Origin of the sequence: Pedobacter sp. B4-66 (assembly GCF_018492665.1) — a bacterium.
Classification (GTDB): Bacteria; Bacteroidota; Bacteroidia; order Sphingobacteriales; family Sphingobacteriaceae; genus Pedobacter.
Genome location: NZ_JAFVME010000015.1, coordinates 89,457 through 103,129, shown reverse-complemented (window position 1 = coordinate 103,129; position 13,673 = coordinate 89,457). Strand labels below are relative to the sequence as shown.

Annotated in this window: 8 protein-coding genes; 6 read left to right on the top strand and 2 right to left on the bottom strand. The window is 37.1% G+C overall.

The features are described from left to right. Positions 1 to 6: 6 nt before the first annotated feature. Positions 7 to 672, top strand: coding sequence for a FadR/GntR family transcriptional regulator (locus tag J1905_RS21705; RefSeq protein WP_214229310.1), 666 nt, complete (start codon positions 7 to 9; stop codon positions 670 to 672). 39 nt (positions 673 to 711) lie between these two features. Beyond that, positions 712 to 1,944, top strand: coding sequence for an MFS transporter (locus J1905_RS21700; RefSeq protein ID WP_214229309.1), 1,233 nt, complete (start codon positions 712 to 714; stop codon positions 1,942 to 1,944). Between the two features lie 206 nt (positions 1,945 to 2,150). Here J1905_RS21700 and J1905_RS21695 read toward each other — a convergent pair whose 3' ends face one another. Continuing rightward, positions 2,151 to 3,728, bottom strand: a complete 1,578-nt coding sequence (locus tag J1905_RS21695) for a SusD/RagB family nutrient-binding outer membrane lipoprotein (protein WP_214229308.1) — start codon at positions 3,726 to 3,728, stop codon at positions 2,151 to 2,153. A 12-nt stretch (positions 3,729 to 3,740) separates the two neighbouring features. Continuing rightward, the gene (locus J1905_RS21690; RefSeq protein WP_214229307.1) at positions 3,741 to 6,902 is read right to left on the bottom strand and encodes a SusC/RagA family TonB-linked outer membrane protein; all 3,162 of its coding nucleotides are present in this window, start codon (positions 6,900 to 6,902) and stop codon (positions 3,741 to 3,743) included. Positions 6,903 to 7,140: 238 nt separating this feature from the next. On the opposite strand from J1905_RS21690, the gene J1905_RS21685 reads away from it, so the two are divergent. The 4 genes from J1905_RS21685 to J1905_RS21670 all read left to right on the top strand — a co-directional run bounded on the left by J1905_RS21685 (position 7,141) and on the right by J1905_RS21670 (position 13,646). Then, on the top strand, positions 7,141 to 7,809 hold the full coding sequence (locus tag J1905_RS21685; protein ID WP_214229306.1) for an RNA polymerase sigma-70 factor: 669 nt from the start codon (positions 7,141 to 7,143) through the stop codon (positions 7,807 to 7,809). 42 nt (positions 7,810 to 7,851) lie between these two features. Then, complete coding sequence (locus J1905_RS21680; RefSeq protein ID WP_214229305.1) at positions 7,852 to 8,889, top strand: FecR family protein; 1,038 nt, start codon at positions 7,852 to 7,854, stop codon at positions 8,887 to 8,889. Between the two features lie 86 nt (positions 8,890 to 8,975). Continuing rightward, positions 8,976 to 12,038, top strand: coding sequence for a SusC/RagA family TonB-linked outer membrane protein (locus tag J1905_RS21675; protein WP_214229304.1), 3,063 nt, complete (start codon positions 8,976 to 8,978; stop codon positions 12,036 to 12,038). A gap of 9 nt (positions 12,039 to 12,047) precedes the next feature. Beyond that, a complete protein-coding gene (locus J1905_RS21670; protein ID WP_214229303.1) occupies positions 12,048 to 13,646 on the top strand; it encodes a SusD/RagB family nutrient-binding outer membrane lipoprotein in 1,599 nt (532 codons plus the stop codon). Positions 13,647 to 13,673: the final 27 nt, after the last annotated feature.

Sequence of the window (13,673 nt, the reverse complement as noted above, 5' to 3'; positions counted from 1 at the left end):
ATTAGCATGAAGAATCTTATACAAAAAAAGTCTTTGGCGGATGAAGTGGCCTCGCGATTAAGTGAGCAGATATCTCTTGGTCAGTACAAAGTTAATGAACAGTTACCGATAGAACCGGAGTTGATGAAAAACTTTGGAGTTGGACGTTCAACCATAAGGGAAGCTATTAAGATATTAGCAAATTCAGGGTTACTTAGAGTGCAACAGGGAATTGGAACCTTTGTAGATCAGGCTATAGCAAACAGGGAGCCTATGGAGCTCAGGTTGAAAAGGGCTAATGTTAAGGACCTGGATGAGGTTAGACAGTTACTTGAAATGAAAATTGCAGAGCTAGCAGCACTTAACCGAACTGAAAGTGATATCATAGCTATAAGAGCTCATCTGGAAAACAGAAAAAGGGCTGCTAAGGCCGGATTAATTGATGAATGTATAGAAGCTGATGTTCAGTTTCACATAGCAATAGCCCTTGCGTCAAAGAACGAAATACTGGCAGATTTATATAAATCGGCCTCCATCCACTTAAAAAACTGGTTTCTTCAAACGCATCCGGATGTTAGAGTATTTGAAGAAACTTATATATATCATGAGCAACTGCTAAAAAGTATTATTGCAGGAGATGCTAAGAAAGCATGGACCATTGCAGCAAAAATATTAGGACACGTATCTCAGTAAAAATTTATAACAATACATCAGATGATCTGATCTAAAACAATGGAAAAAACATCTTTTACAAATACAGCCGTTATTGATTCAAAAAAGATTGCTCAACAAACGGTTTTCTCTATTTTATTTACCATAAGCTTTACTCATTTACTTAATGATATGCTTCAGGCTGTAATTCCTGCTGTGTATCCTGTAATGAAAGAAAAGTTTAATCTTACATTTACCCAAATAGGTCTCATTACTTTAACTTATCAGTTAACGGCATCAATACTTCAACCATTTATCGGATTTTATACCGATAAAAAACCGCGTCCGTATTCCCTTGCAATAGCAATGGGTTTTACACTATTAGGCCTCATTGCGGTATCTTTTGCATCTAGTTTTATTAATATTCTTTTGGCGGTTAGTTTAATAGGAGTGGGCTCTTCAATATTTCATCCAGAGTCATCCCGCGTTGCACATTTAGCTTCAGGCGGAAAAAAGGGACTGGCACAGTCTATTTTTCAACTGGGGGGTAATGCAGGAAGTGCAATAGGGCCGCTTTTGGCAGCAATTATAGTTGTCCCTTACGGTCAATTTTATATCATATGGTTCTCATTAGCTGCAATTTTAGGTATCGTAGTCTTATCGAGAGTTGCAAAATGGTATCAGGAACAATTGGAATTAAAAGAATCAAATAAAAGCATTGTTAAAGAAGAAGTACATCATCATTTATCCAAAAATCGTGTAGTGATTTCTCTTGGTATTTTATTGGTCCTTATCTTTTCGAAATACTTTTATATGGCTAGTATGACTAGTTATTACACATTCTACCTAATGGATAAATTCGATGTGTCGGTGCAACAGTCTCAAGTCTACCTATTTGCTTTTTTAGGGGCTGTTGCTGCCGGCACATTAATTGGCGGCCCCTTGGGTGATAGATTTGGTCGCAAGTATATTATCTGGATCTCTATCCTTGGTGCTGCACCATTTACTTTATTGCTGCCTTATGTTTCTCTGTTCTGGACAGGTGCTTTATCTGTTGTTATAGGGCTTATAATTTCTTCAGCATTTTCTGCAATATTGGTATATGCAACTGAACTTGTACCAGGAAAAGTAGGAATGATTGCCGGCTTATTTTTTGGCTTTGCTTTCGGAATGGGAGGTTTAGGTTCTGCTATCCTTGGCAAACTTGCAGATCAAACCAGTATTGAATACGTGTTTAAAATTTGTGCTTTCCTTCCATTAATCGGAATTTTTACAGCATTTCTACCAAATATAGAAGGCAGTAAAAGAAAATAATCTTCGCGCTCGATTGTGCTCCTATATTCATTAAATTATTAATGAATTGGGAGCGCTTTTTAGGTTCTACTTACAATTGAGAGAAAAAAAGCGGTTGGTAATTAGCCCGGCTATAAAGATGGCCAAATTAACCTGTTTTTTGTATTAGGATACAAAAATGGCCGCCAGAAGGCAGCCATTTAGGATTATTATTGCAAAAAAAAAAATTAGAAATTACCTGGAGTGGTAGTATCCCACCATAAGCGTGATGCAATATCGTCTTTACCTGAGCTTAAAAAAGTCGCAGCTTCGGCAACAGCAGCAGTATTACCTGTTCTTTCTGCAGGCACAAATACGAGTCGCTTTATCCATTGATCGGCTGTTATTACACCCCAATCCGGGCTACTGTCATTTTTAGCAACATGTGGAATTTTAGGATAGCCTGTCCTTCTAAAATCTACCCATGCTTCTAAAGTATTGGTAAAAGTAGCTAAGTATTTTTGTGTGATAATTTTTTCCAGTTTCAGTTCATTAGAGTCGCCAGCATCCCAGGCTATTGTAATGGTTGAAAGTGCTGTGAAATTATTTTTACTGTCTTTTGGGTCAATATAGTTGATTGGTTTACTTGTTGCATCAGTCAAGTAAGCATCAACACCTGCGGCTCCCCAGTCGGCAAAAGAAAGGCGGACTCCATTTTCATAGTTTGTTTTAGCATCTCCTGCGTTTGCCCATCCTCTTAATGCCGCTTCGGCTTTCAAAAAAGCTATTTCTGATGCAGTAAACCCTCTTCTGTTTTGCACTGATTTGAAATCTGTACTCACTGTAGAATATGAAACTCTGTCATCTTTGGCATTTATGAAAGCGCCGCTGCGAATACCTTTATATTTGTATGCAGGATGGTCAGTAACTAAACTGGCATCACTTACTTCAGCAAAATATTTGTTCATACGTCCGTCTTTTAAACCCACCATAAAAGACTCCATGGTTGCACCCATACGGGTATCGTTCCAGTCAAAAGAAATCATCGAAACAGGCATTACCTCTCCATTTAACGAAATAAGGAAATTCTCGGCATTAGTACTAATTAACCCAACTGGATCAGCCAGAGCTTTTTCTCCTTGTGTTTGAGCAACTGTAGGGCTAACCTTAACCAAGCGCATGGCCAAACGGAAACGTACCGAATTAAGTAATTTTAACCATGAAGCGATGTTACCTTTATAGCTTGGATCAAATTTGGTAAATCCGGTGTACGATGTGTTGGCTTTGAAATTTGTTTCAATCTCATCTAACTGCGTAAACAGATTGTTATATAGATCCGACTCCTTGTCGTATTTGATCGAACCTAAACCAGGAGTACCATAGTTCGAATAGATCACAGGACCATAGATAGCCGTTAATTTCGATATAGCCAATATCCTAACCAATTTTGCCCAATCACCGAATAATGGTAATTCTTTTTCTTCGGCAAGCTGTATTACCTGTTTTGATGGAGACATTACGCTACCATATATACGGTTCCAGTATGCATCAATCCAGCGCAGGTAATAAGTGGTATTGTTTACACCTGCAACATAAGGGGTTGGAGAGCCCATATATCCCATCCAGTTGTCATAACACAGATCTTCTTCAATTTGGTGGCCCATCAGGTTAAATAGCATAACTGAGAAGGAAGATCCAACCAGATTAAAGTCCTGCTCTAGCATTTTATCTGTTATCTGATTTGGATTTGTATTTATTTCTTCGAAATTCTTGGTGCAGGAGTTGAGTACGATCAAAGCAAGCACCATTAAACATATTTTTTTCATTATTTTAAGACATTAAAAGTTTAACTTAAGATTTAGCCCGTAAGAACGTGTAGCAGGTGCAGCAAAAATATCATTAGCCTGCATGCTATTATTGGTACTCATTGCCTGCTCCGGATCGAAAGGTGATTTTTTATAGAAGAAAAACAGGTTACGCCCGATTAGCGAAATAGAAGCTGATTTAATAGCTGTACCCTTAATTGGCAAATTATAGGCTAATGATACCTGTGCCAAACGGACATTGGTGCGGGAGAATACATAAGGCTCCATAATCCCATTTCTATCACCGATTGTTGAATAGTACAGCGCAGGGTCAATTGAGCTTTGAGGGGTAGTACCCATTATGGCATTAATCGGAATACTTCCTGCATCTCGTGCTTCGCCAGTTCTTTTACTTACTCCATACGAATCAAGGAAAGCCTCAGTTTTAGAGAAAGCAACACCGCCGAACTTAGCCGTTACCAGGGCACTTAAACTTAAGTTTTTATATGTAAATGTGTTGTTCCAGCCGGTTATAAAATTTGGATTTAAATTTCCAACATATTCCTGTGTAGCAGCCTTACTCGGTTTTCCAGCATCATCCAATATAATCTGGCCTGAAGCATTGCGTGCAAATTTGAAAATGTATAAGTCGTTAAAAGACCCACCAGCTTTGATTATTGAATTAAAACCTTCGCTATCGCTACCCACCTGATAGCCGGGGTTATCGGCAATCAACTCTACAATCTTGTTTTTGTTCTGCGATAGGTTAACGGATGTGTTCCACTGGAAGTTTTCGTTTCTTATTGGGTCACCACCTAGTGTCAACTCAAAACCCTGGTTGGTAACCTTACCCGCATTCACATAGTAAAAGGTATAACCGGAACCCGAAGGAGCTGGCAAAGATAAAAATTGGTTGGTACTTGTATTTTTATAATAGGTAAAATCAAGAGTTAATCTATCGTTTAGAAGACGGCTTTCTAGGCCAATCTCATTACTGGTTATTTTTTCAGGTACCAATGTCGCAAAAGGTGTCTGTGTATTTCTGGTAATTCCGCCTATGCCGTTCGGTCCACCTGCACCACCGATAACATTACCTGGGTTTACGATATTATATGGAACCTCATTTCCAACCTGAGAGGTAGATGCCCTTAGTTTTAAGAAATTGATTTCATTGGGCATGGTTACCATCTGGCTGATTATTGCTGACAGCCCTGCGGAATAATAAAAATAAGAATCGTTTCCGGTCGTTGCCAAAGTAGATGCGTAGTCGTTACGCCCTGCCAGATCTACATAGATCATATCTTTGAACCCTAGAGAGGCATTGGCAAATAAGCCCTGTTTCTGAACTCTGCTATAGGTCTGATTTATAACCAGATTATAAGGCAGGTTTGCGAAACTGAAAAAGTTCGGGTACTGGAGCGGTGTTGTGCCGTTGGCAAAAGTCATTCCATCATTAAACGTGTAATCCTGGATACTTCCCCCCAATACGCTATTCAAACTGAATTTACCAAAAGTGTTGTCATAGCTTAAGATGGCATCACCATATAAGGCTTTGTCATTATACTTGGCGTAATTCCATGTTCCGTTAGAACTTACGCTTACCGAGTTGCCCCCTGCAGCATAACGATAGTCTAATAATCTGTCATTATAATCAATGTTCCCACGTACATCAAATTTAAAATGTGGTAAAAATGCGTATGATGCTTTTGCTGAAGCAATGACTCTGTTACTAGTGGAAAGTTTTGGGTCATTATTTAATTCCCAATACGGGTTGTTTTGTTTTTCTTCAGTAGAATACCAGTTTTGTTTATACAGATTTCGTTCAGTATTAAAAACCTGATAATTTGTTTTGTAATCATTAAAATCTCTTTCGCGAGCAAATAAATATAATCCTGTTAATGGATTATTGTAATAACCGGCTCCCGTGCGATTTTTTGACTTTTCGTTAGAGAACCTCACATTTCCACTCAAAGTAAGTTTATCATCAAATATTTTTGTCTCCTGACTAAAGGTAACATTATGCTTATTGTAAGTGCTGGTTGGTACAATGCCCGATGCATTATTATTTCCATAAGAGAAATAAGTAGTTGTTCTTTCATTCCCACCTGATACTGAAAGTGAATTAATAGTATTTACACCGGTCTGAAAAAAATCATCAATATAGTTACGTTGGTAATCTCCTTTTGTTTTTGACCAACTGTAATCGCTACCACCTACTGCACCATAATCAAATTGAAACTCAGGTAATGTAGCAGCATTGCTGAAATTTATAGTAGAATTTAAAGCAATAGCAATTTTGCCGGCCTGACCTTTCTTAGTGTTGATTAAAATTACGCCGTTAGCTCCCTGGCTACCATATAAAATAGCTCCATTGGCGCCTCTTAAAATAGTTACTGACTCAAAATCGTCTTGATTTAACGCAGAAAGGCCATCTCCACCATCTGTTCCACCATAAGACCCCGGCTGTCCGCCTTTGTTATTTACTACAGGCACACCATCAATTACAAAAAGCGCTTCACTATTTCCTGCAATTGATTTTGAACCCCTTAATACCGTTTTTGTTGAACCTCCAACACCGGAGTTACTGATGCCAATATCAATACCAGCAGCTTTACCACTTAAAGCCTCCATAAAATTGGGACTTCCGGCTTTTGTAAGTTCTGCGCCTACAAGTTGCTGTGCAGCGAAGGTCAGCGCTCTTTTCTCACGTTTTACACCTAAAGCGGTAACTACTACCTCTGTTAAATTTGCATTACCGGAAGGTTTTAACGTTATAGTTACGTTGGTTAAATTGCTGATATCTACTTCCTGAGATTCCATGCCAATATAGGAAACTATCAGTATGGTGGCATTATCAGGAACATTTAATGTAAACTTCCCATCACTGCCAGTAACTGTTTTAACCTTGGTGCCTTTTGCGGAAATGGTTGCACCAGGAAGTGGTAATCCGGTATCATCGATTACCAATCCGGTTACAGTCTTAGCAACTGTCTCACTTATAGTAATCGGATGTTTTACCACCTTGGAGAGATTTGGGAATAGGCTTTTGTTTATTACAATGCCCTCAGCCTTAGCGGTATTCTGTAAGCCAAGCGCAGCAACTGCTACGAGCGCTAGCTTCCGCAAGCCTCTAGTTGTGCTAGAAAATTTGATTTCTAGGACACTGGTTGTGGAATGAACTTTCCTCATTTTCATACATTTGTTTAGTTTAGTTTAATAATATTCATTAATACGTTCCATTATTTACAAATGGTTAATTGTAAATGAGCTTGGTTAGCGAATTCTTTGATGTCTCAAAGTAATTGACAGCACACAATGACTCGTATTTAGAGAAGAGATCTATTTCAGAAAGAAATTGCCTACAGAGAATTCATTTTTTTTGAAATTATTTTTATTCGCTACATTGCATTGAAAAAAACAACCCATTTAGCAATTGAAAACAGTAAAGCCCGACTTATCCAGTCTGTGGATCAGAATGTCCGTTGAAGACGATGTTAAATCCTTTGAGGCTTTATACTATGCGCTATTCAATAAACTTTTTAAATTTTGTTGTTACTATGTAACTCAAAAGGAGATTGCTGAAGATATCATTTCAGAAATATTTGTAAAGTGTTGGGAAAACAGAAAAGTAAACTTGCATGTAACTAACCCGGAGACATATCTGTTTGTTGCGGTTAGAAATCAATCATTAAAACATCTTAAAAAATATTCAGGGATCCGTATAACTGAATTAGAATTGTCGGGCGAGTATCCATTCTCGGACAATAATAATCCAGAGAAAGAGCTGGAACGCAAAGAGTTGCATGTTAAATTAGATAGTGCAATTGAAAAACTTCCATTGCAGGCAAAAATGGTTTTTAGGTTGATTAAAGAAAATGGAATGAGATATAAAGAAGTTGCCGAAATTCTAGATATATCTCCAAGAACAGTGCAAACACAGCTTTTTAGAGCTATTGATAAACTAAGGGTTACACTTTTCGCATATAAAGAAGGTAAGGATCAAAGCGGCAACAATGACAAACTTATTAGCGGAAAAATTATAAGTCTTATTTTTTTAATAAGCATAACAAACTATTTTTTAGAGTATTGTAGGCATTTTTAAGTAAAAACAGTACTATATATAATAACACAACAAAAAACACAAATGACTGATCAAAGATTTACGGAGTTATTGGGCAAAAGATTAGCTGGTGAAATTTCACCTAAAGAGCTTATTGAGCTTAAAGAACTACTTTCAAAAAGTACCGTTCATAGAAATGAGTACGAAAATCTAACCGGTTATTTTAATGACGAAAAACCAGGCACTAACAATATTGATTCAGTTTTTGAAAAGATTAAACAACAAATAGCTGTTCCGGAGCCTAAGCCTGTTCAGAATATTGAAGAACCTGTAAAAAGAGACTTTGTTAACTGGTACCGAATTGCGGCTGTTATTGCCTTTTGTATCTGTTCTTTTGCTGCGTATTATTTTTTTCCAGATAATTCTGCCGGGAAAAACGATATTGCTGAATGGAAAGTTTTGCAAACCCCGAGTGGGGATAAATCAAAAATTATACTTGAAGATGGTACTCAGGTAAACTTAAATTCTAAAACTCAATTAAAATATCCAGCATCTTTTAGTAGAAAAAACAGGGAAGTATATCTGAATGGTGAAGCTTTTTTTGATGTTAAGAAAGACTCTGAACATCCTTTCATTATTCATACGAAACATATGAGCATAAGGGTATTGGGAACTGCTTTTGATGTAAAAGTTTATGAAGATGATTCATTTATTGAAACAACTTTGGTAAGAGGGCTTGTTCAGATCACATTGAATAACAAACCTGCTGAAAAGATCATATTAAAACCAAACCAGAAGTTTACCCTGGCTGACAAAAACAATGTTAATTACACGATAGTTCCATTGACTTATTATAATTCAAAGGATAGCAGCAACAACAGTATAATGGAAACCTCCTGGTTAAATGACAGGTTAGTATTCAAGAATCAAACATTCGTTTCTATTGCCCGAGATGCTGAAAGAAAATATGGCGTAGAGATAAGGTTTAATGATGAGAAAAAGAAAGATTATATTTTCACGGGAGAGTTTGAGAAAGAAAGCATCGAAGAACTATTAAATGCTTTGAGATATATAGAAAATTTCAGCTATAAAAAAGAGGGGAATATTATATATATTTATTAAAATCCCTCTAACCGATTTACAATCAAGACCCGAGTACGAAGCTTATGATGAAGACGATGCGACACGTATTGATTTTCTGCTTCCTTATGATAGCAATTAATGTTCATTCGCAAACGAAAGTGACATTAAAGCTCGAATCGGCAAGCTTTGATCAAGTTATTAATGAGATACAAAATCAGACCTTTTATCGATTTGTATTTAGTGAACGGAAAATTCCTGATAAGAAAATTACCATCAATGTAAAGAATAAGGAAACCTTTAAAGTACTAGACCAGATTCTTACAAACACCAATTACAACTATAAATTACTTTCCAAGAATCTTATTGTTATAAAACTGAGATCGATTGAAGATCAGGATGTTGATTCAGTTAAGATGCTGAATGAAGTTATAGTAACAGCCTTAAATATTAAAAAAGAGAACAGAAAGATAGGTTATTCGGTATCGACTATCGATGGTTCTTTATTAACGAAGGCAAGGGAATCGAACCTTGCTATGGCATTAGAAGGACTGGTAGCGGGGCTAAATGTTAGTGGCGTGAATGGAGGGCCGGGCTCGTCTTCGAGAATACTGCTAAGAGGTGCAGCAAGTAAGGATGCAGGGCCTCCTCTTTTTATTATTAATGGGATACCTATAGATAATACTCAGCGTGGGAGTGCAAATGAATATGGAGGTGTAGATTATGGGGATGGAATTAGTAACATCAATCCTGATGATGTAGAGACTATTACTGTATTAAAAGGATCTTCCGCTTCTGCTTTATATGGTGCACGTGCTGCAAATGGTGTGATCATAATTACAATTAAAAGTGGAAAAAGGAAATCAGGTAATTCTGTTGAATACAACTCTAATTTCTCATTTGACAATCCTGTAAATAATACTGATTATCAATATGTATATGGTCAGGGCGCACAAAACTTAAGACCACAAAACATTGCAGGAGCAATTGCAACCGGTATACTTAGTTGGGGGGAAAAGATGGATGGACTACCAAGTGTACAAATTAATGGAGAAAACCACCCATATGCACCGGTAAAAGACAACATAAAAAGATTCTATAGAACGGCACCAGCTTTTACAAATACCATTTCTCTAAATGGCGGATCGGATAAAAGCAGCTATCATGCATCAGCTTCAATTCTTGATTATCAATCTATTTTAAGAAATAGCGATCTGAACAGAAAAACCTCAAACATATTTGCTTCATATGACTTAACCAAAAAACTCACACTCACTTTAAATGGCAATTACATTTATGAGCGGGGCAAAAACAGATCGTACCTTAGCGATGGTCCTATTAATGCAAACTATGGTATCAACGCCATAGCAACAAGTGCAGATCAAGCCTTGTTAGCCCCAGGATATGATGTAAATACGGGAGCTGAAACCAGGTGGAATGCGGATGAATATAAAACTAATCCATATTTCACCATCAATAAAAAAGAAGACAACGCTACACGCGACAGGTTAATATCCTCAGCGCTTATCAAATACGATTTGAGCAACAGTCTGTTTCTACAGGGAAGATTTGGTTATGACGTCAGTAACGACCATGTTATAAGTATTGTACCAACAGGCACGGCTTTTTCTATAAATGGTCAGGGTGGTATAAATGCCTTAAATCAATCAAAAACATCAGAATTAAATACTGATATTCTTCTTTCAGGAAACAGAGACATTACTAAAGACCTGAACATAGATGTATCTGCAGGGGCAAGCTTTCGCAATAGAAGAACAAAATCTAATGAGTTAACAGGCACCCAATTTATCATACCCTATTTATACACAGTTGATAATCTATCGGCTGTTAGCAGTAAAGATGCACTTTCAAGAATTGTTACTCAGTCGGCATACTATACAGTTGACTTTGATTTCAAAAAATTCCTTACGGTATCATCTACCGGACGATACGATGTATACTCTACACTTCCCAGCAATAACAGGGGGATTTTTGTTCCAAGTGTCTCAGGAAGCTTTATATTCTCTAACTTTTTAAAAGTAAAAGGTCTGGATTTCGGTAAAATAAGAGCTAGTTTTGCTCAAACAAGCGGAGAACCGGCAGTTCCCTACACTACACAAGTTTATTATTCCTCGGACAAATCTATAAACGGTGTTCCTTTAGGGAATTTTTCAAGAGATTTACCAAACTACAATCTGAAACCATTCACCTTAAATGAATTTGAAACTGGTATTAATTTAAAGCTTTTTGGCAACAAAATAGATCTTGATTTCACTTACTTCCACAGGATTACCAATAAGGAAATTATTAATGCCGGACAATCTGTAGCCACAGGATTCACATCTGCCTATGTAAATTTAGGCAAAACCCGTAATACAGGTATTGAAACTTCTATACAAACCAATTTAATAACCAATGAGAATTTTAGTTGGAAAGCTGGAATTAATGCCAGTCATATAAATAACTTGTTGATATCAATAGACGGCATAAGCAGCTATGCATTTGGCGGCACTTACCGACCATTAAACGCAAATACTGCCCTTGTTGTTGGCAAGTCGATAACTCAGATTATGGCTTATGATTATCAGCGTGACAAAAATGGGAACATTATTATTGGTTCAGATGGGGTTCCAAAGCGAGGAGAGATGAAACCAATGGGTAGTATTCTTCCATCTTACTATGGAGGGTTCAGCAATAATTTTCAATATAAAAGCTTCAGTTTAAGCTTTCTGATAGATTATAAATTTGGAAATAAAGTCCTGTCGGCTACAGAAAATTACTCCTATGTTCTTGGTCTTAATAGGGCAACGCTTTATGGTCGTGAAACAGGTATAGTTGCTAACGGTGTGTATGAAAATGGAGAAACAAATACCACAAATGTTCCTGCCTACAACTATTACCCTGCATTGGCTACAAATATCTCTGCACTCTCTGTTTTAAATGGCAGTTTTATAAAATTAAGACAAGTTGTGCTTGGCTACACATTCTCGTCCAAAATATTAAATAAAACGCCTTTTAAAAATGCATCAATAGATTTAATAGGAAGGAATCTATTAACTATTTTGAAGTATACTAAAAATATAGACCCAGAATCTCAGTTCTCTCCCAGCCTTGCTTATGCAGGAATAGAGGGTGCATCATTACCCGCAACAAGAACTTTTGGTATAAATCTAAATCTGAAGTTTAAATAACTGTACGCTATGAAAAAAGCAATTATTCTTCAAGTGATTTTAATAATGATAATTATGTTTAGCTGCAGTAAAGAACAGCTGGATAAAATAAATAATGATCCTACAAAATCCAATGCTTCAAACTATGACCCTAATGGTCTACTTTCAACAGCACAGTTAAAGTTCGCAAATAAAGGTTATTATCAGTTGCTTTATCAAAGTACAATGACACAGTTACTCGCATCTACTTATTATTACTATAATAACGGAGATAAATACCTAAATGTAGCGAGCTTTACTGATTATCAAGGGCGGATTTTTGACGAGGACTATGCAGAAGCCTCCACAATAAGAGAAATGCAGCGACTCGCAACTGAAAAAGATGATGATAAATATTCAAATCTGATCAGTATTGGTGATATTATGTTCGTGTTAATTTTACAAAGAATAACCGATACTTATGGAGATGTACCTTATAGTGAAGCTGCAAAAGCCAGACAAGGGATTAAATACCCTTTGTATGATAAACAGGAAGACATCTACAACTCCATGTTATTAGATTTAGAAAAAGCCATTGCAAATTTGAACCCTGATAAGCCCAGGCCAACCGCTGATCTGCTTTACAACGGCGACATTAATAAATGGAAAAAGTTTGGCTATGCTTTAATGATACGCGTGGCAATGAGGTTGAGTAAAGTTCGACCAGATATCGCTCGACTATGGGTTGAAAAAGCTTCGGCTCATGCTTTTTCTGATGCAAGTGACAATGCAATTCTAATGACTGATGCTACCAGTTCAGCTAGCCAAAATAGATCTTCAACAGCATTACGTGTGTTTTCAGATTATATTGAAGTAAAATGGAGCAAAACCTTAATCGATTATCTAAGAGAAACTGACGATCCAAGATTGGCCGTTATAGCTGAAATACCTCAGGATGGTCTTGCAAAAAATGTAAATCAAACACTTTCAGGAAATACAGAAGCATCAGTTCAAATTGGACTGCCCAACGGATATGATCTGCTTGGAGGGAATACCGATATCAGCAAACATCCATCATATCCCGGGGGAACAGGGTCAGGTGCTGATTTTGCTCCTCTAGGTAAATATTCCAGACCAAGAACCTCTGTGTACTTGAAACTTGGAGGACCGATTTTTATTATAACATATGCCGAAACAGAATTTTTACTATCTGAGGCAAAGCTGAAAGGTTGGGATGTTTCCGGCACTGCGTCTCAACATTATTCAAATGGTCTTAGAGGCGCATTACAATCAATGGAACAACAGGATGTACAGGCTGAAATTGCCCCTGAAATCATCAACGCCTATGTAAATGAGCATCCACTAAACCAATCTGACCTGGAAACAGCCCTTAATCAAATTAATACCCAGTATTGGGTGGCTACAGGCACCAACTTTAATTTTATTGAATCGTGGTTAAATTGGAAAAGATCAGACTACCCTAAATTGATACCTGTTAAGTATATCGGTAATGTAACTAACGGAACCATCCCCAGAAGAATGATATACCTATCATCTGAAGCTTTGAATAATCCTGAGAACTACAAAACTGCAGTTACTAGATTAAATGGCGGTGATGCCCTAACATCAAGGGTGTGGTGGGACAAGTAAAAAGCGCTCTTAATTCATTAAAATATT